Below are 18299 nucleotides of genomic sequence, written 5' to 3' on the forward strand. Positions count from 1 at the left end.
TCGCTGTCGGTGACGGCGCGCAGGCCGGGATATCGCCCAGAGTGCATCGCCGCGATACCGTAGTCCACATGACGTTCAATGAAAATGCGAACGTCGGGGGGAGCAAAGCTCGTCGCCGTGGCGCCGGGATCGCCGTGGCCGGGGGAGGTGTGGCCGGTCTCGGTGTTGTCGTCGTGCTGCTGTTGAACCTTCTCACCGGCGGCGATCTGTCGGGCCTGCTCGGAGACGGTACGCAGGTCCAGACCGGGGGCGGCTCGGATGAGGGGGCGGTCGAGGGCTGCCGCACCGGAGCCGATGCCAACCGCGACGACACATGCCGGCTGGCCGCGACATCCACGATGCTCGATGAATACTGGGGCACCTACATCAAGGGATATCAGGATGCCGGTCTGGTGATCGTGGACGGGTCCACCCCGACGCCGTGCGGTACGGCATCCAACGCCACCGGGCCGTTCTATTGCCCGGGGGATGCCACCGTGTACATCGACCCGGCGTTCTTCTCGGTGCTGCACCAGCAGTTCGGCGCCACAAGCGGCAACCTCGCGCAGATGTATGTGCTCGCCCACGAATACGGGCATCACGTGCAAGACATCACCGGCATCATGCAGAAGTATCCGAACAACGGCACCGGACCCGCGAGCAACGGGGTGCGCACGGAGCTGCAGGCAGACTGCTTCGCCGGCGCATGGGTCCAGGATGCCGCAGGTCAGAAGGACGCCGCTGGGGTGGCCTATATCAAAGAGCCGACCCAGGCGCAGATCGACGATGCGTTGAATGCTGCAGCCTCGGTCGGTGACGACCACATCCAGAAAGAGGCGACGGGCCGGGTCAACCCCGAATCGTGGACGCACGGATCGAGCGCACAGCGTGTGCGCTGGTTCACCGCCGGCTATCGCGACGGGGTGAACGCGTGCGACACGTTCTCCGTCGCGGGAGGTGACCTGTGAGCGCATCCGACCACTTCGACGGCATCCTCTACCCGTCGATCGAGCCGTACGAGACCGGCATGCTGCTCGTCGGCGACGGCAACCGCGTGTACTGGGAGCAGAGCGGCAATCCGAGCGGCAAGCCCGTCGTCTTTCTGCACGGGGGACCGGGCGGCGGCACGAGTGCGTGGCAGCGCCGCTTCTTCGACCCGGAGAAGTACCGCATCGTGCTGGTCGACCAGCGCGGGTGCGGCAAGTCGACGCCGCACGCCTCCGAGCCCGGGACCTCGCTGCGATTCAACACGACCTGGCATCTCGTCGCCGATCTCGAGCTGCTGCGGCGCAACCTGGGCATCGAGAGGTGGCAGGTGTTCGGCGGCTCATGGGGGAGCGCCCTCGCCCTCGCGTATGCGCAGGCGCACCCCGCCTCGGTGAGCGAACTCGTGCTGCGCGGCGTCTTCACACTGCGCCGCCACGAGCTGGAGTGGTTCTACGAGGGCGGGGCGAGTGTCGTGTTCCCCGACCTGTGGGAGGAGTTCATCGCTCCTATCCCGCTGCTCGAACGCTCGCGGATGATCGAGGCGTATCACCGGCGGCTCATCGACCCGGATCCGGCCGTGCATGTGCCGGCCGCGGTCGCCTGGACCCGGTGGGAAGCCGAGACCGTCACGCTGCGGCCCGATCCGGATCGAGTGGCGGATGCCGTCGAGCCCGAGCACGCGGTCGCCTTCGCGCGCATCGAGAACCATTACTTCATGCAGAGCGGCTGGTTCCGCGAGGGACAGCTCATCGATGGTGCGACCGCGCTGCGCGACATACCCGGGGTCATCGTGCAGGGACGCTATGACATGTGCACGCCGATCATGACGGCGTGGGATCTGCATCGCGCGTGGCCGCAGTCCGAGCTCGTGATCGTGCCCGATGCGGGCCATTCGGCGTCCGAGCCCGGTATCGCCCGCGCGCTGCGTGACGCGACCGACCTGTTCGCCCGCGACGCCTGACACCTCGACATCCCCTCGCCTCGGCCTCGCGCTCGGCCACGCGTTCGCCCCCGCGACCCCGGAATTTCGGCGAGACAGGGCATTCTTGGTGAAACCCATGACCTCGTCCCCGGTCTCACCAATAATCCCCTGGCTCGACGGTTGGGGGGTCGGTCGGTGGTTGGGGGGTCGGTCGGCGGTCGGGCAGTCGGGCGGTCGGTGCGCGAGGCCCCGCGCCCGCGGCCGGGGCACCCGCAACCCGCCGAACCCGCTCAGCGGCCGCGGCCGGCGCGCACGAGGTCGGCGGCGACCTCGCCGATCACGATCGACGGCGCATTCGTGTGGCCGCGGATGATCCTCGGCATGACCGAGGCGTCCGCCACACGCAGGGCCTCGACGCCGCGCACGCGCAGCTGAGGGTCGACGACGGATGCCGCATCCTGCCCCATGCGTGCCGTTCCGACCGGGTGGTACAGCGTGTGCGAGTAGCCGTGCAGCGAGACGCGTGCCCGCTCGTCGGGCGACATCGCCTCGCCGCCGGCGGGCAGCACCCAGCCGCCGGTGGTCACCGCCCGCAGCGCGGCGGTGTCGATCAGCCGTTCGCACACGGCGAGTCCGGCGAGCATCGTCCGCTCGTCCACGCCGTCGGGGTCGGACAGATACGCCGGGTCGATCAGCGGCGCAGCAGTGGGGTCTGTCGATGCCAGCCGCACGGTGCCGCGGCTGCGCGGCTGCTGGAGGATCGCCCCGACCGTGAGCCCTTCGGCGGGCAGCGGCACGAGACCCTCCCCGACATAGGGCGCCGTGGCGAAGATGATCTCGATGTCGGGGAGCGGCGCGGCCATCCCGGCCTCGTCTGCCACCTCGGTGCGCACGAACCCGTAGGCCTCGGCCACGTTGGAGGTCAGCATCCCGCGTCTGCGTGTGAGATACGCGATCAGCTGCGCGGGCGTCTGGGCACCGAACAGCGTGCCGCCGCGCGCGGCCGGAGCGAGACCGGAGACCAGGTGATCCTGCAGATTCGCGCCGACTTCGGATGCATCCACGACGATCGCGATGCCGTGTTCGGACAGGTGTGCGGCCGGGCCGATGCCCGAAAGCTGCAGCAGCTGCGGGGTGTTCACCGCCCCGCCGCACAGGATCACTTCACGCCGCGCGAGTGCATGTCGCGTGATGCCGTCGATCTCGACGTACACCCCCGTCGCGCGCCGACCCGCGAAAGTCACCCGGCGCACGAGCGCTCCGGTCACGACCCGCAGGTTGCGTCGGCCCCGTGCCGGTCGCAGGTAGGCGTCGGCGGTGGATGCCCGTGCCCCGCGATGGTGGGTCACCATGGTCTGCGAGAAGCCCTGGCCGTCGGGCAGGTTCGGCGGGGTGACCGGGTAGCCCGCCTCGCGCGCCGCATCGAGGAATGCCGCCGTGTGCGGGCGCGGATCGCGCTGATGCTCGACCGGCTGCGCGCCGGTGGTGCCCTGCGTGGGGTCCGCGGCATCCTGCGTCTTCTCCACCCGGCGGAAGTACGGCACCAGCGCCTGCCACGACCATGCCGACCCCGCCTCGCGGGCCCATCCGTCGTAGTCGGCGGCGAAGCCGCGCACCCACATCATCGCGTTCAGCGACGACGAGCCGCCCAGCGTCTTGCCACGCGGCCAGAAGACCGTGCGGCCGTCCAGGTGCGGCTGCGGAACGGTGTCGTAGTTCCAGTCGTACCGGCCGCGGAACAGCTTCGAGAACGCGGCCGGCACGTGCAGCTCCATGGCCTTGTCGGGCCCGCCGGCTTCGAGCAGCAGCACGGTCGCGTGGGGATCCTCGGTCAGGCGCGCGGCCAGGGCGGCGCCTGCCGACCCGGCCCCCACGATGACGTAGTCGGCCTCGAGCGCCCCGGCGCCTGCGCCCGATCCGGTCCCCGAGCCGGCGGAGCGGAACGACCGGCTCATGACCGCATCGCCTTCGCGAGCGTGGCGGCAAGGCCCCGCACGCTGTGGTCCATGTGCCAGCGGGTCAGGCCCTCGGCCACCGCCGTGCCCGTGCGCGAATCGACGAACCACGGCGGCTTGGGCAGTGCCGAGAAGCGGTTGCCAGCGCCCACCGAACGGGGGAACGGACGGAACGGCCCGCGCATGACCGAACGCTCCACCCGGTCCAGCAGCAGCGTGTTGTGCACGACGCCGATGCCGCTGGAGACGTCCTCGAGCGTGGCTCCGGGGAACGCACCCCACGACAGGACGGGGGTGGCGAACACGATGCCGGTCCAAGCGTTGATCGCGATGCCGCCGTAGCGCAGGTCGGCGATGGCACGCTCGAACCCGTCGCCGAGCGCACGCTGGGTGGCCGGGTCGATCAGCACGTTCGCGCCGAGGGTCCCCGCGAGTCTGTCGTTCGCGTGCGCGACCGCGGCATCGAGGAACTCCTGGCCGTTGCCGCCCAGTTCGACCACACCCAGCACCGGTGCGAAGTACTCGGTGGTCTCCAGAGCTGTCGCCACGCCCGGGCCCGCGCCCGTGGCGTCCACCTCGACCAGCGCCCGCGTGCGGTCGGCCGACCATGTGGCGTCCGGATAATCCGCGGCTGCGGCATCCATCTTCCGTTCGCTGTTGGGGTACCAGACCGGGCGCCGCGGGGCGTCGGCGTAGGCGGTGCGCAGCGCCTGCAGAAAAGCGTCGCGCTGCGGCCAGTCGCGGCTGACGATCACGACCTGGCCCGCGATGCAGTTGTGGCCGCTGTTGTGCAGCCGCATGGTCGCGATGTGGGATGCCTGATACGCGAGGTCTGCGTCGCTCCAGTCGCCGGGCACCACGATGATCGGCGAGACGCCGCCCAGCTCCGCCGTGATGGGCGTGGTCAGTTTCGGGTCGTCGGCCTTCTTGCGCCGCTTCGCCTCGGCGCCGGTGCCCCACACGATCGCGTCGAACGTCGTCGCCGACCCCGTGATGTGGATGTGCTCGATCGCCGGATGCTCAGTCAGGTACGCCCCGACATCCCCGCCGCCGCGGACGATGCGCAGGAACCCCGGCTCGATCAACGGCGCCAGCGCCCGCTCGAACACCGGTACCAGCGGGTCCTGTGTCGGGTTGACCTTCAGGACGCTGACGCGGTTGCCCGCCAGCAGCTCATAGAACACGTCGAGCACGGGAATCGCGGTGATGTTGCCGGCGCCCAGCACGAGTCCGACCGTCGTGTCGGGGGTGGGATGCCGCGGCCCGTGCCGTTGCGCGAGGCCTGCGGCATCCTTCGCCTCGGCGAGGGTCGCGCCCGGCTCGAGCCAGATCTCGCCGGTGAAGCCCGACAGCAGCACGTTGTCCAGCGCGTGGGTCGGGAAGACGTGTGCGCGCACCCGGCCCCCGGGGGCGATGTCGGTCTTGACGCCGTCGAGGGGGCTCGCGCCGTCGGCCAGCGTGCGCAGGGTCGCGATGTATCCGTCGATGGCCCCGAGCACGGCATACGGGCCTGAGAGCCACTCCTCGCCGACCAACGGGTGATGGGCGTTCAGGCCCTTGCTGCGGGCCGCGGTCATGGCCCATTCTTCGGCGCACGCGACGACGGTCGCGCGCACGCGCTCGAACAGCCGCGCGCGCTGCTCGAGCGTCAAGTGCGTCCACGACCGGGCGCCGGTGCGCACCGCCTCGACGGCGGCATCGAGCGCCTGCCGTACGTCGGAGTCGATGGATGCCGCGGCCTGCCCGACTGCGGTCTTCGCAGGAGCCTTCCTGTTCGAAGCCCCGTCTACTGGGGCCTTCTTTGCTGGGGCTGTCTTCGCGGGCGCCTTGTTCGCGGGGGCCTTCTTGGCGGCTGCCGCGGGACGCTTGCCGCTCGCGCTCGCCTTCTCGCTCTCGGACGGCTGGGGACTGTTCGCGGGTGCGGGCACGTCGCTCTCCTTCGGGCGGGATCTCAGTCTACGCGTGGCACGGCGTACCACCGCCACTGCGACCCCGTCGCTCTGGCACACGCTGCGGGGGCCCGGATCGGCCCGCCTCACCGCACCGCGGCTCAGTCGAGCGCGCGGAGCGCGGCGGCGACCTTCACCAGGCCGTCGGCGACCTCGGCGAACGACGTCGACAGCGGCGACAGCCCGATCCGCAGCCCGCCCGGGTCGCGGTAGTCGGGGATCACGTCCTGCTCCCACAGACGTGCGGTCACCGCGCGCATCGCGGGGTGCGACAGGGTCACATGTCCACCGCGCTGAGCGGCATCCCGCGGCGAAGCCACCGTGACCCCGAGCGGTGCGAGCCATGCGTCGGTGAGCCGGATCGCGAACTCGGTGAGCGCGACCGACTTCTCGCGCACGGCGTCCATCCCGACCGACTCGATCAGCGCCAGCATGTCGCGCATGCCGAGCATCGCCGTGATCGGCGGCGTGCCCGACAGAAAGCGCCGCATCCCGGGTCCGGACGCATACTCCGGGCCCATCGCGAACACGTCGGCGGCGCCCATCCATCCCTGCACGGGCTGATGCAGCGCGCTCTGGTGCCGTGCGGCGACGTACGCGAACGCCGGCGAGCCGGGCCCGCCGTTGAGGTACTTGTAGGTGCAGCCGACCGCGAGGTCGAATCCCCACGCGTCAGCCGAGATGGGCACGGCTCCGATCGAGTGGCAGAGGTCCCAGACGATGAGGGCGCCGGCCTCGTGCGCGATCGCCGTCAATGCTGCAGCATTCGCCAGATATCCCGACCGGTAGGCGATGTGGCTGAGCAGCACGACCGCCGTCCGCGGCCCGACGGCTGCCCGCAGTGCGTCGGCAGTCACCCCGGCGGCGAGGTCGGCCGCGATCCACCGCACGACGCCGCCGCGCTCCGCGGCGATGCCCTCGACCACATACCGGTCGGTGGGAAAGTTGTCGCGATCGACCACGATCTCCACACGATCCGGGTCGGCAGCGTGCGCGAAATCGAACGCCGCGCGCACGAGCTTGTACAGCAGCACGGTCGTCGAGTCGCCGACCACGGTCTGTCCGGGTGCGGCGCCCAGCGCGATGCGCGCGATGTCGTCGCCGACAGCGAACGGCGCCGCCATCCACTGCTCGTCCCATCCGCGGATCAGACGCGCGCCCCAATCCTCGCGCACGAAGGCGGCGGCGTGCTCGGCGGTGACTCGCAGCGGTCGGCCGAGCGAATTGCCGTCGAAGTAGACGAGGGGTGTCTCAGACCCGACGAACGCGTCGCGATGCGCGCGCAGCGGGTCGGCCGCATCGAGGGCGGATGCCTCGGCCCGCACCTCGTCGAGGGTTGGCGCCGATGCGCCCTCAGTACTCATCCGTGATCAGCTCCTCCGCCGGCACCACCCGCGCACCGCGCAGCCATTCGGGAACAGCCTCGGGGGACTCGGGCGGTGTGCCCACAACGAATGTGGCCACCCCCGTGTCGGATGCCGCCCGCGGCCACGGATCGGTCAGCGACGCGATCAGCGCAGGCCCGCGCACCCCCGCCTCGTGCAGGAGGACCAGCTCGTCGATGAGCAGGCCGCTGGGCCGGTCGCCGTTGCCGAGGTCGGTGCCGTACAGGATCCGTCCGCCCGCGGCCACGAACGCGGTGACGTTGGCGACAGCGGTCGCCGGGTCGTCGTTGATGTCCAGCGTCGAGATCCAGATCTGCCCGGCCCGCACGCATCGCGTGATGAGCGCGTCATCCAGCCGTTCGGTGAACGGGGCGTGCGCGAGCACATCGACGCCGGCGTCGAGGGCGAACACGGTCATCCCGTCGCCTTCCACGTGCGCCACCGCCGGCAGACCGCGCCGGTGCGCGGCATCCACCACCGCTTGCAGGGTCTCGGCGTCGAACACTCTGCCCTCGGCCGCGTTCAGCGCGATCTTGATGACGGCGGCTCCCGCGTCGGCCATCTCGTCCACGCACGTGCGCGCTCCACCGGGCACTCCGGGCGCGGACGAGGGGTTCGTGACGAGGTCGACGATCTGGGCCGGCGCCCACGACCGGAACGACGGGTACCCGCCCGGCACGGTCAAGAAGGCCCCGGCATATTCCAGATGCGGCATGCTCTGCTTCGGGCGCCGCGCGAAGTGTGCGGGGTCGCCGCCCAGGTCGACGGCCGCAGCGATCCCGTGGGCGGGCAGCGCGTGCTCGTCGACGAGGTGCAGGTGCAGGTGGTGGTCGGTCAGCGGGGCCAGGGCGATGCCCTCGTCGCCGGCGATCCCGAGCCGGCAGCGGCGCGCGGTCGGCCCGAGCAGCGCCGCGAGCTCTTCGGCACTGTGCGGGGCACCGCGTTCGGCACTGTGCGGGGACATCGTCACGCCCCGATCTCGGTGCGCACCGCGTACAGCTCGGGGAAGAACGTCAGATCCAGCGCGCGCTGCAAGAACGAGACACCGCTGGATCCACCCGTGCCGCGCTTGTGTCCGATGATGCGCTCGACGGTCTTCAGGTGCCGGAACCGCCACAGCTGGAAGTTGTCCTCGAGGTCGACCAGCTCCTCGCACGTCTCGTAGGCATCCCAGTGGGCATCGGGGTCGGCGTAGATCCCGATGAACGTGGGCACGAGCTCGGGGGCATAGACCCACGCGGTGGTCACGTCACGCTCGAGGACGGATGCCGGAACCTCGAATCCCCGACGCGCAAGATGGCGCAGGAACTCGTCATACAGGCTCGGGGCCTCCAGCGCCGCCTTCACCAGCGCGTGGTTGACCGGATCGGACTCGAACACTTTGAGCATGCCGCGGTGCTTGTTGCCGAGCGTGAACTCCACGGCGCGATACTGCGCGGATTGGAATCCGCTCGCGTTGCCGAGCACTCCGCGGAACTGCGCGTATTCGGCCGGCGTCAGCGTCGCCAGCACCGACCACTGATCGGTGATCTGCTTCTGGATGTGTTTGACCCGTGCGACGCACTTCAGCGCCTGGGCCAGCTCGTCAGCACGCAGATGTGCGCACGCAGCACCCAGCTCGTGCAGGATCAGCTTGAGCCACAACTCGGTCGTCTGGTGCTGCACGATGAACAGCAGCTCATCGTGATGCTCCGGCGAACTGAGCGGATGCTGTGCCGACAGCAGCGTGCGCAGTTCGAGGTATCCGCTGTAGGTCATCCGATCGGCGAAGTCGGTGACCACCGTCTCTTCGATCGTTCGAGTGTTGCGCTCGACTCCCTTGTCCACGCCACTCAGCTTATCGACCGATCAGATCAGCGACAGTTCTCGCAGCTTGGTCTCGACCTCGGCGTTCGTGGGCTCGACGTGGTGCGATGCGTCGGGGTAGACCACCACGGGGATGTTCGTGCGCCCCGAGATCTCCTTCGCCACATCGGCGGCGGCCGGGTCGGCCTCCAGGTCGATGTACTCGTAGTCGATGCCGAGCTCGTCGAGCTGCTTCTTGGTGCGGCGGCAGTCGCGGCACCACTCGGCGCCGAACATCTTGATGGTGTTCTGAGAAGTCGTCATGTCTCCATTGTCCTCGCCCGTGGCTGGTCGGGTCCTGTGCGCGGCGATGCTCGGCGAATCGAGAGAAGGCTGGCGATCGCGCGTGTGCGGGGTGTGGATTCGTCCATCACCCTGGGGATGGACAGGCGTGCATGGGACGATGGTGGAGCCTGCGCGCCCGACCGCGCACAAGAGAGCCCGACCGGAAGAAGCCATGCAGCTGTCGATCATCGTCCCGACCTTCAACGAGGAGCCCAATGTGGCAGCCCTCGTGCAGCGGGTGGCGATCGCCGTGCAGGGCGTCGAGGCCGAGATCATCTTCGTGGACGACAGCACGGATGCCACACCCGACGCCGTGCGCGCGGCTGCGGCATCCGCACCCCTGCCGGTGCGCCTCATCCACCGCGACGCGCCCACCGGGGGGCTGGGCGGCGCGGTGGTCGAGGGCATGCGGGCCGCCGCCTCCGACACCTGCCTGGTGATGGACGGCGACCTGCAGCACCCACCCGAGGACATTCCCACGCTGTTCGCGCGCTTCGTGCGCGGCGATGTCGACATGGTCGTGGCATCCCGCTATGTCGGCGAGGGATCTGCTCAAGGTCTGGCAGACCGCACTCGCGTGCTGATCTCGCGGGTGTCCAACGCGCTGACCCGGGCGATGTTCCCGATCCGGCTGCGTGAGGTGACCGACCCGATGACCGGGTTCTTCGTGATCGACCGCGCCGCCATGGATCTCGCCGGTCTGAAGCCGAGAGGGTTCAAGATCCTGCTCGAGATCCTGGCGCGCAGGAATCTGCGCGTGGCCGAGGTGCCGTTCCGCTTCGCCGACCGCTTCGCCGGACAGTCGAAGGCCTCGGTGCGCCAGGGGCTGCGCTTTCTCGTGCAGCTGACCGCGCTGCGGTTCGGCAAGATGTCGCTGTTCGCGATCATCGGCGGGTTCGGCGCCGTCGCCAACCTCGCGATCATGTGGGCGTTGATCGCGCTCGGCATGCATTACATTCCGGCCGCGATCATCGGCGCCGAAGTGACGATCATCGGCAACTTCGTGCTGCAGGAGCGCTTCGTCTTCCAAGACATGCGGTCGGATGCCTCGGGCCTGTGGACACGGTTCGCCAAGTCGTTCGGATTCAACAACGTCGAGGCGCTCGTGCGCATCCCGGTGATCGCGCTGCTGGTGAACACGTGGCACCTTTCCAGTGTGATCGCCGCCGCCATCACGCTGGCCGTCGCGTTCGTCGTGCGCTTCATGTTCCACTCGCTCGTCGTGTACGCGCCGCGCAAGGCCGGCAAGAAGTCGGTGATGCGCGACGTCGTCGATGAGATCGACGCGCAGGCTGCGTCGCCCGGAGAGCTATGAGCGCGCTCGATGTCGTCGCGGCGGTGATCGCCGACGGCGACCGCGTGCTGGCGTGCCGGCGGCTGCCCGAGCGATCGGCGGGCGGCAAGTGGGAGTTTCCCGGCGGCAAGATCGAACCGGGGGAGTCGGCCGAGGCGGCGCTTGCGCGTGAGATCCGCGAAGAGCTGTCGGTGGAGGTCGTCGTGGGCAGGATGCTGCGCGCCGACCAGACGCAGGTCGGCGGCCGCGGCATCCGGCTGCTGTGCTTCGCGGCGACGTTGGCGGGTGGGCGCCCGGTCGCGTCCACCGATCACGATCGCCTGGAGTGGGTGCGCCCGACAGAGCTCGCCGCCCTGGACTGGGCGGATCCCGACCTGCCGATGGTGCGCGAGCTCACCGCCGGATTGATCGACCCGTCGAAATGACGGTACGGTCGGCATCGTGCGGCAATCGCGAAAGATCGCCCGGGATGCCCGCGCCGCGGCGAAAGAGGGGCCGGCCGGAATCGAGCGTCGTCAGCGGCAGCGCCTGCGCGAACTCGTCGCATACGCCCGCGCCCACTCGCCCCACTTCCGTGACCTGTACCGGGCTCTGCCCGATGGCATCGATGACATCACGGCGCTGCCGGTCACGTCCAAGCGCCCGCTCATGGTGGCGTTCGACGACTGGGTGACCGACCCCGCCATCACGCGTGCGGAGGTCGAGGCGTTCGTCGCCGATCCCGCGCTTGCCGGACACCGTTTTCTCGACGAATATCTGGTCACGACGACCTCGGGAACGAGCGGCGTGCGCGGCCTGTTCGTGCAAGACGAGCGCAGTGCCGGCATGGAGGCCGCGCTGAGCTCGCGGGCGGCCGGCATGACCAGCTTCGGCGGCACGGTGCGCATGATCCTGCGCCGCGGCCGGACGGCCATCGTGACCGCGCCCGGTGGTCACTTCAGCACGATCGCCACGGCAGCGAGGTTCCGCCTGGATCACCCGCGTCTGGGGCGTGCGATGCGCGTGTTCTCGGCGCGGATGCCGCTGCCTGCGCTGGTGAATCAGCTGAACCAGTTCCATCCGGCCGTGCTCAGCGGCTTTCTCGGCATGCTCACGCTGCTCGCCGCCGAGCAGGAGGCGGCCCGGCTGCACATCTCGCCCGTGCTCGTCGTTCCCGGCGGCGAGACGCTGACACCCGAACTCGAGCAGCGCCTCACCACGGTCTTCCACGCGCCCGTGCGCGCGGCCTACGCCGCGACCGAATGCAGCTTTCTCGCCGTGGGATGCCGCGAAGGCTGGTACCACGTCAACAGCGACTGGGCGATCCTCGAGCCGGTCGAAGCCGATCTCACGCCCACGCCGCCCGGGCGGCCCTCGCACACGACGCTGCTGACGAACCTGGCCAGTCGCACGCAGCCGATCATCCGCTACGACCTCGACGACAGCGTCGCGCAGCGTGCCGACGTCTGCCCGTGCGGCAGCCCGTTCCCCGCGATCCGGGTGCAGGGCCGCGCCGCCGATCTGCTGACCTTTCCCGCCGATGCGCAGCGCACCGCGACGCTGTCACCGATGCTGCTGGGCACCCTCCTCGACGCGATCCCCGGCGTCGCGCAGTTCCAGCTCGTCCAGGACTCGCCGACCACGCTGCGGCTGCGCCTGCTCGTGAACGACGGCGACGACGGCGAGCAGGTCTGGCTGCGCGCGCACGCTGCGCTGGCGCGACTGCTCGCCGTGAACGGGATGCCGTGGGTCACCGTCGTCCGGGCCGACGAGCCGCCTCAGCCCGAGCCGGGTGGCAAGTTCCGCCGCGTCATCCCGCTGCCCGCCCCCTGACGGTCCGGATGTCACGCGGGGCGACGACCGACGGCGCCGCCCCGCGCTGCGCCAGATACGCGCCCCACGTGTGCGAACCGCGGTCGGCATCGGCACCGGCGAGAACGGCCTGGCTGGTGCCGCCCACGGTGATCTCGAGCGCCATGGCGATGTCTTGCACGCGGCACGCCGGCTGTGACTGGGTGACCAGGAGCAGGTTGACCGTGGCGAGCGTGACCTGCGCCGCTGCGCGCAGCCGGGCGTCGATCGTCTCCCACAGCACGGTCTCGAATCGCACCAGATCGTCGAAGACCTGATCAACGCCGCGCCGTCGACGCGCTGCGGCGAGGGGCCCCGCAGGTCACCGGCCCGCAACCGGTCGAGCAGATGCGCGCGGGCTTCGCCGCCATGATGGCCGCGATGAGGATCAGCAGCGATGCGCGGATCTCCGACACGACGCTGGGTGGGCGGCCGGCGTCGCGTTCTCGCCCACTCTGGACGGCGCCTTCTCCGGGGCCAGCATGGACGATAAGGCCGGCATCGACCCGATCTTCACTCGTGAGAGCCTGCAGGCGATCAACGCGCTGTACCTCGCGGGACAGAATCCGGACCAGGCGCTCGTCAGCCCCGCGGTGGCCGCAGACCTCACCGGGCACCCGCCGCTCCTTCTGCAGGCCCTGGACCGCGCGGCGCTGTTCCTCGCCCAGCACCTGAGGTCGGCAGCCTGACTCACCCCTAGAGTGAGCGGTATGGTCGCACATGTTCAGGATGCTGGAGTCACCGATGGTCCCGCTCCCTCCGGTTCGGTATGCGTCGAGTGCGAGGCCGCAGGCGGGTGGTGGTTCCGGCTCAGACGGTGCGTCGAATGCGGCCACGTCGGATGCTGCGACTCCTCGCTCGGGCAGCATGCGCGGCGACACTTCGAGCAGACGGGTCATCGCTTCATCCGCAGCTTCGAGCCGGAGGAGGAATGGTTCTGGGACTTCGTCGATGATGAGAACACGAAAGGCATCGTTCTGCCCCCGCCGCAGCATCACCCGCTCGATCAGTCCACGCCCGGCCCGGCAGACCGGGTGCCCGCCGACTGGCAATACCGGCTTCAGCGCCGGCGCTGACCACCTGTGCCCGAAGTGCGCCTGCACGGCCTGCTCGTCTGTGATGACGAGGACGAGGCTGCCCTGATCGTCGAGCACCTGCCGCGGCACATCGCCCTGACCCGCCAAGAGCCGGGATGCCTCGACTTCGCCGTCGAGCGTACGACCGACCTGTTGGTGTGGTCAGTCGAGGAGTGCTTCGCCGACCGTGCCGCGTTCGACGCGCATCAGCAGCGCGTGGCATCGAGCGCGTGGGGCCGTCTGACTGCCCACATCGAGCGCCGCTATGCGGTGGAGGGCCTCACGGACTGACGGCGTCGCGCGCGCTGCCTGGGGTCGAGCTTCGCTGAATCAGGGGATCCTTGGTGAGACTCATGACGTCGTCCCTGGTTTCACCGAGGATCCCCCGTTTCGGCTCGCTGCGCTCGCGCAACGACCGGGTTGGGCATGAAGAAACCCCCGGGCGTAGAAGCCACCCGAGGGTCTCCGTGGCTCCGACGGGCGTCGATCCCGTGACCTCACGATTTTCAGTCGTGCGCTCTACCAACTGAGCTACAGAGCCACGCGGCATCCATGAAGAACTGCCGCGTCCTAGACGAAAGGCCCTCCGAGAAGGGCCCGTCGCTGAGAGCGACCCTGACGGGACTTGAACCCGCGACCTCCGCCGTGACAGGGCGGCACGCTAACCAGCTGCGCTACAGGGCCAGAACTATGAAATTGTATCGGAAGAGTGACCCCAACGGGATTCGAACCCGTGCTACCGCCGTGAAAGGGCGGCGTCCTAGGCCGCTAAACGATGGGGCCCGGTGAAGCCTCACCCTTGCGGGCGCTGCTCACGCTTGCCGACGCTCAAGCATAAGAGATGGCTCGTCGATTCCCCAAATCGAAACAGCGGTGGATGCCGCGACCCGCCCGATGACCTCTCGCCAAGCGTGCGCGAGAAGAGCATCATAGGTGGATATACCATCCCGGCGTCTGCGGCATCCGTTCGCGTGATCTGTTGCATCTGTGACTGATGTTGTTACTGTGGGACGTGTTGTGTCTGTGAGAACACCCGACGAAACCGCCGCGAAGGCTGGGAGAGGAGGCCGGGTGAACGATGAAGTGACCACAGCGGCCGAGGAGTGCGACTGCGCTCCCACCGCCCGTGAGAAGCGCGCGCTCTGGCCGTCGCTCGTGTCCCGTCGTGGGGCGATCGCACTGGGCGTGCTCGGTGTCGCGGCCGCAGGCATCGCTGTGGCACCGCGCGTGCCGCCGGCATTCGCGGCCGACTATCCCTCGTGGCCGGACGTGCAGAAGGCCAAAGCGAATGAGGCGGCCAAGAACGCCCAGATCTCGCGCATCAGGACGCTCATCCAGAACCTCAAGAACGCCGCGATCCGTGCGCAGCAGGCGGCGGAGGCCGCCGGCGCCGAGTACTTCACCGCGCAGCAGGAGTTCCTCGATGCCGCTCGGCGTGCCGATGAGCTGCAGAGCCAGGCCGACAAGCAGGCGGCGAAGGCGAAGGATGCCTCAGACAAGGCGGGTCGTGTCGCGGCCCAGCTGTACCGCAACGGCGGCGACGACACCGCGCTGCAGCTGTTCATGTCGGGCTCGGCGGCGGGCGCCGACGACCTGCTGGCGCGCCTGGGCACGATGGATGCGCTGCTGGAGTCGAACAACGCGGTGTATCAGGACGCGGTCTCTGCCCGTGACTCCGCGCAGAACCTGAGCGACCTCGCCAAGAAGCAGCGCCAAGAGCGCGACCGGCTGCAGAAGATCGCCGAGCAGAAGATGATCGCCGCGCAGCAGGCGTCGGATGCTGCCGACCAGGCCGTTGCGAACGAGAACGCGCACATGGATGACCTGCAGGCGCAGCTCGCTGCCCTGCAAGACACCACCAAGAAGACCATCCAGCAGTACAAGGTCGGCGTCGAGGTGCGGCGCAAGGCGGCGCTGGAACGGGCGCGCAAGCTCGAACAGCAGCGCAAGGCGGCGGCTGCGGCGGCTGCGGCGGCCGCTCACAACAGCGGCGGCGGCGGTGGCGGTGGCGGTGGCGGCGGTGGCGGCGGCGGAAGCAGCTCCGGGTGGTATCGGCCCAGTCGCGGCCACCAGTCGTCGGGTTACGGCTGGCGCTACGCACAGTGCGGTCCCTCGTACTGCGCGACCAGCTTTCACGAGGGTGTGGACCTCGCCGACGTGTGCGGCGCCAACATCTACGCCGCGCACTCGGGCCGGGTCGTCTACGCCGGCCCCAACGGCGGCTACGGCAACTACGTTCGCATCGACCACGGCAACGGCATCGCCACCGGCTACGGGCATATCCGCAATGGCGGCATCTTCGTGCGCTATGGCCAGCGTGTGAGCGGCGGCGCCGTCATCGCCAGCGAAGGCAACACCGGCAACTCGTTCGGCTGCCACGTGCACTTCGAGGTGTATGTGAACGACGTGACGGTCAATCCGGTGCCGTTCATGTCGCGGCGCGGAATCTCGGTCTGATCGCACACTGACAGAACAGAGGGGTGGATGCCGCGGCATCCCCCCCTCTGTTCTGTCAGTCGTTGAGCGTCAGTGCGCTTCGTAGCGCGCGAAGGCTTCGCCGACCAGGCGCTCGGCCTCGGCGGCGTCGGCCCAGTCGTCGACCTTGACCCACTTGCCCTCTTCGAGGTCCTTGTAGTGCTCGAAGAAGTGGGCGATCTCGTCCTTGGTGTGTGCGGGGATGTCGGCGACGTCCTGGATGTGCGCCCACCGCGGATCCTTGGCGAGCACCGCGACGATCTTGTCGTCGCCGCCGGCCTCGTCGGTCATCTTCAGCACGCCGACCGGGCGCACGGTCACGTGCACGCCCGGGAACAGCGTCTCGTCCAGCAGCACCAGCACATCGAGCGGGTCGCCGTCCTCGCCGAGCGTCTTGTCGAAGAAGCCGTACTCGGCGGGGTAGCCGAACGCCGTGAACAGGATGCGGTCAAGGTGGACGTTGCCGCTCTCGTGGTCGACCTCGTACTTCACGCGGCTGCCGCGCGGGATCTCGATGACGGCGTCGTACGCGCCCATGGGTGTGCTCCTTCGATGACGGGAATTCCGCAAATCAGCCTAGTCCGGGTCGCTGACCGGGCGAAGCGCGTCGAAACGACGAAGCCGCCCCGCGTTTGGTCTCGCCCGCGCTCGCCCGACAACCGGGCAGAACCCCGCGCATCCGGCGTACGGTGATGTCGTGGAGCATCGCCCCGGCCTGGATCCTGCCGTCGCGCAGACGCGCCTCGCGGTGCGCGCCGCGCTCGCCGATGTGCGTCCGGGCGCGGTCGTGGTCGCCCTGTCTGGCGGTGCCGACTCCCTGGCGCTGGCGGCGGCGACCGCGTTCGAGGCGCCCAAGCGCGGCATGACCCTGATCAGCGTGACCGTCGACCATGGGCTGCAGCCCGGCAGCGACGACGTGGCCGAAGCCGCGGCACTCCAGGCTGAAGACCTGGGATTCGATGCGCGCGTCGAACGTGTGCAGGTGGGGCTGGGCGCAGGGCCCGAGGCGGCCGCCCGCAGCGCACGATACGAGGCACTGTCTCGGTTGGCGGCCGAGGCCGATGCCGCCGCGATCCTGGTGGGCCACACCCTCGATGACCAGGCCGAGACGGTGCTGCTGGGGCTGGCCCGGGGATCGGGAGCTGCGAGTCTGCAGGGCATGGCGGCAGTCGCCGACCTGGGCGGCATCCCGCTGCTGCGCCCCCTGCTGGGCATTCCCCGACAGATCACCCGTGCGGCGTGCGATGCGCAGGGCCTGCAGGTGTGGGACGATCCGCAGAACACCGATCCGACCTTCAGCCGCGTGCGCGTGCGCGAGAAGGTGCTGCCGGTGCTCGAAACCGAACTCGGCCCCGGCATCGCCGAGGCGCTGGCGCGCACGGCAGACCAATTGAGAGAGGATGCCGCAGCCTTCGCCGAGATGATCGACGAGACGATCGAAGACATCGTGGAGCATGCCGAGGCCGGCATCTCGGTCTCGGTCGCAGCCCTCGCCGCGAACCCTGCAGCGCTGCGGAACCGCATCATCCGGCACGTCGTGGCCAGCGAGTTCGGGCAGAGCCTGACCCGCGCGCAGACGCTCGAGGTCGGCCGGCTGGTCACGGACTGGTCGGGGCAAGGACCGATCGATCTGCCCGGCTGTCGCGCCCGCCGCGCCGGTGGCCGCATCGAGTTCTCCGCCTCCGGCGGGGGCCCCACGTAGACTCGACGCATGCACGCGGCGGACATCTCCGATCAGATCACCAAAGTCCTCGTCACCGAAGAGCAGATCCAGCACAAGCTCGCTGAGATCGCCGCTCAGGTCGCCGCCGACTATGACGGCAAGGACCTGCTGCTGGTGGGCGTGCTCAAAGGCGCCGTGATGGTCATGGCCGATTTCTCGCGGGCGCTGCCGATCGTGGTGCCGATGGATTGGATGGCTGTGTCGTCCTACGGCAGCGGCACGAAGTCGAGCGGTGTCGTGCAGATCCGCAAAGACCTCGACACCGACATCCACGACAAGCACGTCCTGATCGTCGAGGACATCATCGACTCCGGCCTGACCTTGAGCTGGCTGCTGGAGAACTTCGCGTCGCGGGGCGCGGCATCCGTCGAAGTGTTCGCGCTGCTGCGCAAGCCCGAAGCCGCCAAGATCGTCGTGGACTGCAAGTACATCGGCTTCGACATTCCGAACGAGTTCGTCATCGGGTACGGCCTGGATTACGACGAGCGGTACCGCAACGTGCGAGACGTCGCGGTGCTCGCCCCGCACGTCTATTCCTAAGGGGATTCCCCTTACGCCGTCGGCGAATGCACAGACGTCGCATAGTGCGCCCGC

The 18299-nt window shown here is 69.3% G+C and carries 18 protein-coding genes, 3 tRNA genes and 1 pseudogene; 11 read left to right on the top strand and 11 right to left on the bottom strand.

The features are described from left to right. Positions 1 to 68: 68 nt before the first annotated feature. Both ypfJ and pip read left to right on the top strand, forming a co-directional pair. Positions 69 to 947, top strand: a complete 879-nt coding sequence (gene ypfJ / locus QU603_RS01000; RefSeq protein ID WP_308492640.1) for a KPN_02809 family neutral zinc metallopeptidase — start codon at positions 69 to 71, stop codon at positions 945 to 947. Continuing rightward, the gene (gene pip, locus QU603_RS01005; RefSeq protein WP_308492641.1) at positions 944 to 1927 is read left to right on the top strand and encodes a prolyl aminopeptidase; all 984 of its coding nucleotides are present in this window, start codon (positions 944 to 946) and stop codon (positions 1925 to 1927) included. Before ypfJ ends, pip begins: the two co-directional genes overlap by 4 nt. A gap of 251 nt (positions 1928 to 2178) precedes the next feature. Here the strand turns inward: pip and QU603_RS01010 are convergent, their stop codons facing one another. The 6 genes from QU603_RS01010 to QU603_RS01035 form a co-directional block, all read right to left on the bottom strand. Beyond that, positions 2179 to 3843 (bottom strand): GMC family oxidoreductase, encoded by a 1665-nt coding sequence (locus tag QU603_RS01010; RefSeq protein ID WP_308492642.1) that lies wholly within the window; start codon positions 3841 to 3843, stop codon positions 2179 to 2181. Further along, a complete protein-coding gene (locus QU603_RS01015) occupies positions 3840 to 5570 on the bottom strand; it encodes an aldehyde dehydrogenase family protein (protein WP_370655338.1) in 1731 nt (576 codons plus the stop codon). Before QU603_RS01015 ends, QU603_RS01010 begins: the two co-directional genes overlap by 4 nt. Before the next feature lie 323 nt (positions 5571 to 5893). Beyond that, positions 5894 to 7156, bottom strand: a complete 1263-nt coding sequence (locus tag QU603_RS01020; RefSeq protein ID WP_308492644.1) for a kynureninase — start codon at positions 7154 to 7156, stop codon at positions 5894 to 5896. Further along, complete coding sequence (locus tag QU603_RS01025; protein WP_308493909.1) at positions 7146 to 8141, bottom strand: amidohydrolase family protein; 996 nt, start codon at positions 8139 to 8141, stop codon at positions 7146 to 7148. Before QU603_RS01025 ends, QU603_RS01020 begins: the two co-directional genes overlap by 11 nt. Positions 8142 to 8143: 2 nt before the next feature. Further along, positions 8144 to 9004 carry a tryptophan 2,3-dioxygenase gene (kynA, locus tag QU603_RS01030; RefSeq protein WP_308492645.1) on the bottom strand — a complete coding sequence of 287 codons (861 nt, stop codon included), beginning with the start codon at positions 9002 to 9004 and terminating at the stop codon, positions 8144 to 8146. A 21-nt stretch (positions 9005 to 9025) separates the two neighbouring features. Then, positions 9026 to 9286, bottom strand: a complete 261-nt coding sequence (locus QU603_RS01035) for a glutaredoxin family protein (RefSeq protein ID WP_308492646.1) — start codon at positions 9284 to 9286, stop codon at positions 9026 to 9028. Positions 9287 to 9479: 193 nt separating this feature from the next. On the opposite strand from QU603_RS01035, the gene QU603_RS01040 reads away from it, so the two are divergent. From QU603_RS01040 to QU603_RS01050, 3 genes are read left to right on the top strand one after another with little or no spacing between them, the layout of a single operon-like run. Continuing rightward, positions 9480 to 10622 (top strand): glycosyltransferase, encoded by a 1143-nt coding sequence (locus QU603_RS01040; RefSeq protein WP_308492647.1) that lies wholly within the window; start codon positions 9480 to 9482, stop codon positions 10620 to 10622. Continuing rightward, on the top strand, positions 10619 to 11026 hold the full coding sequence (locus tag QU603_RS01045; protein ID WP_308492648.1) for a (deoxy)nucleoside triphosphate pyrophosphohydrolase: 408 nt from the start codon (positions 10619 to 10621) through the stop codon (positions 11024 to 11026). Before QU603_RS01040 ends, QU603_RS01045 begins: the two co-directional genes overlap by 4 nt. Positions 11027 to 11042: 16 nt before the next feature. Next, positions 11043 to 12413 (top strand): phenylacetate--CoA ligase family protein, encoded by a 1371-nt coding sequence (locus tag QU603_RS01050; RefSeq protein WP_308492650.1) that lies wholly within the window; start codon positions 11043 to 11045, stop codon positions 12411 to 12413. Here QU603_RS01050 and QU603_RS01055 read toward each other — a convergent pair. After that, a complete protein-coding gene (locus QU603_RS01055) occupies positions 12391 to 12690 on the bottom strand; it encodes a hypothetical protein (protein ID WP_308492651.1) in 300 nt (99 codons plus the stop codon). The genes QU603_RS01050 and QU603_RS01055 overlap by 23 nt on opposite strands. A gap of 178 nt (positions 12691 to 12868) precedes the next feature. Here QU603_RS01055 and QU603_RS01060 point away from each other — a divergent pair. The 3 genes and pseudogenes from QU603_RS01060 to QU603_RS01070 all read left to right on the top strand — a co-directional run. Then, a pseudogene (locus tag QU603_RS01060) lies at positions 12869 to 13120 on the top strand (alpha/beta hydrolase fold domain-containing protein); the annotation flags it as partial. A gap of 21 nt (positions 13121 to 13141) precedes the next feature. Then, the gene (locus QU603_RS01065; protein ID WP_308492653.1) at positions 13142 to 13507 is read left to right on the top strand and encodes a UBP-type zinc finger domain-containing protein; all 366 of its coding nucleotides are present in this window, start codon (positions 13142 to 13144) and stop codon (positions 13505 to 13507) included. Between the two features lie 6 nt (positions 13508 to 13513). Beyond that, positions 13514 to 13798: a putative quinol monooxygenase gene (locus tag QU603_RS01070; protein WP_308492655.1), complete on the top strand. Its 285-nt coding sequence runs from the start codon at positions 13514 to 13516 to the stop codon at positions 13796 to 13798. A gap of 177 nt (positions 13799 to 13975) precedes the next feature. On the opposite strand, the gene QU603_RS01075 is transcribed toward QU603_RS01070, so the two are convergent. From QU603_RS01075 to QU603_RS01085, 3 genes are all read right to left on the bottom strand, one after another. Next, a tRNA-Phe gene (locus QU603_RS01075) sits at positions 13976 to 14048 on the bottom strand. Between the two features lie 69 nt (positions 14049 to 14117). After that, positions 14118 to 14191 (bottom strand) — tRNA-Asp (locus tag QU603_RS01080). A gap of 26 nt (positions 14192 to 14217) precedes the next feature. Next, positions 14218 to 14290: transfer RNA gene (locus QU603_RS01085), tRNA-Glu, on the bottom strand. A gap of 288 nt (positions 14291 to 14578) precedes the next feature. Here QU603_RS01085 and QU603_RS01090 point away from each other — a divergent pair. Further along, a complete protein-coding gene (locus QU603_RS01090; RefSeq protein ID WP_308492656.1) occupies positions 14579 to 15964 on the top strand; it encodes a M23 family metallopeptidase in 1386 nt (461 codons plus the stop codon). A 69-nt stretch (positions 15965 to 16033) separates the two neighbouring features. Here the strand turns inward: QU603_RS01090 and QU603_RS01095 are convergent, their stop codons facing one another. Further along, positions 16034 to 16519: an inorganic diphosphatase gene (locus tag QU603_RS01095; protein ID WP_308492657.1), complete on the bottom strand. Its 486-nt coding sequence runs from the start codon at positions 16517 to 16519 to the stop codon at positions 16034 to 16036. Between the two features lie 160 nt (positions 16520 to 16679). Between QU603_RS01095 and tilS the strand changes: the two genes are divergently transcribed. Continuing rightward, positions 16680 to 17684, top strand: a complete 1005-nt coding sequence (gene tilS, locus QU603_RS01100; RefSeq protein ID WP_308492658.1) for a tRNA lysidine(34) synthetase TilS — start codon at positions 16680 to 16682, stop codon at positions 17682 to 17684. 9 nt (positions 17685 to 17693) lie between these two features. Continuing rightward, the gene (gene hpt, locus QU603_RS01105) at positions 17694 to 18245 is read left to right on the top strand and encodes a hypoxanthine phosphoribosyltransferase (protein ID WP_308492659.1); all 552 of its coding nucleotides are present in this window, start codon (positions 17694 to 17696) and stop codon (positions 18243 to 18245) included. The last annotated feature ends 54 nt before the right edge of the window (positions 18246 to 18299 follow it).

Origin of the sequence: Microbacterium terrisoli (genome assembly GCF_030866805.1) — a bacterium.
Lineage (GTDB): Bacteria > Actinomycetota > Actinomycetes > Actinomycetales > Microbacteriaceae > Microbacterium > Microbacterium terrisoli.

Bases quoted from the DNA above. Each gene is read 5' to 3' on its own strand.
- ypfJ (WP_308492640.1), top strand. From the start codon at position 69: ATGACGTTCAATGAAAATGCGAACGTCGGGGGGAGCAAAGCTCGTCGC.
- QU603_RS01010 (WP_308492642.1), bottom strand. From the start codon at position 3,843: ATGAGCCGGTCGTTCCGCTCCGCCGGCTCGGGGACCGGATCGGGCGCA.
- QU603_RS01065 (WP_308492653.1), top strand. From the start codon at position 13,142: ATGGTCGCACATGTTCAGGATGCTGGAGTCACCGATGGTCCCGCTCCC.
- QU603_RS01035 (WP_308492646.1), bottom strand. From the start codon at position 9,286: ATGACGACTTCTCAGAACACCATCAAGATGTTCGGCGCCGAGTGGTGC.
- QU603_RS01045 (WP_308492648.1), top strand. From the start codon at position 10,619: ATGAGCGCGCTCGATGTCGTCGCGGCGGTGATCGCCGACGGCGACCGC.
- QU603_RS01095 (WP_308492657.1), bottom strand. From the start codon at position 16,519: ATGGGCGCGTACGACGCCGTCATCGAGATCCCGCGCGGCAGCCGCGTG.
- QU603_RS01020 (WP_308492644.1), bottom strand. From the start codon at position 7,156: ATGAGTACTGAGGGCGCATCGGCGCCAACCCTCGACGAGGTGCGGGCC.
- QU603_RS01040 (WP_308492647.1), top strand. From the start codon at position 9,480: ATGCAGCTGTCGATCATCGTCCCGACCTTCAACGAGGAGCCCAATGTG.
- hpt (WP_308492659.1), top strand. From the start codon at position 17,694: ATGCACGCGGCGGACATCTCCGATCAGATCACCAAAGTCCTCGTCACC.
- QU603_RS01025 (WP_308493909.1), bottom strand. From the start codon at position 8,141: ATGTCCCCGCACAGTGCCGAACGCGGTGCCCCGCACAGTGCCGAAGAG.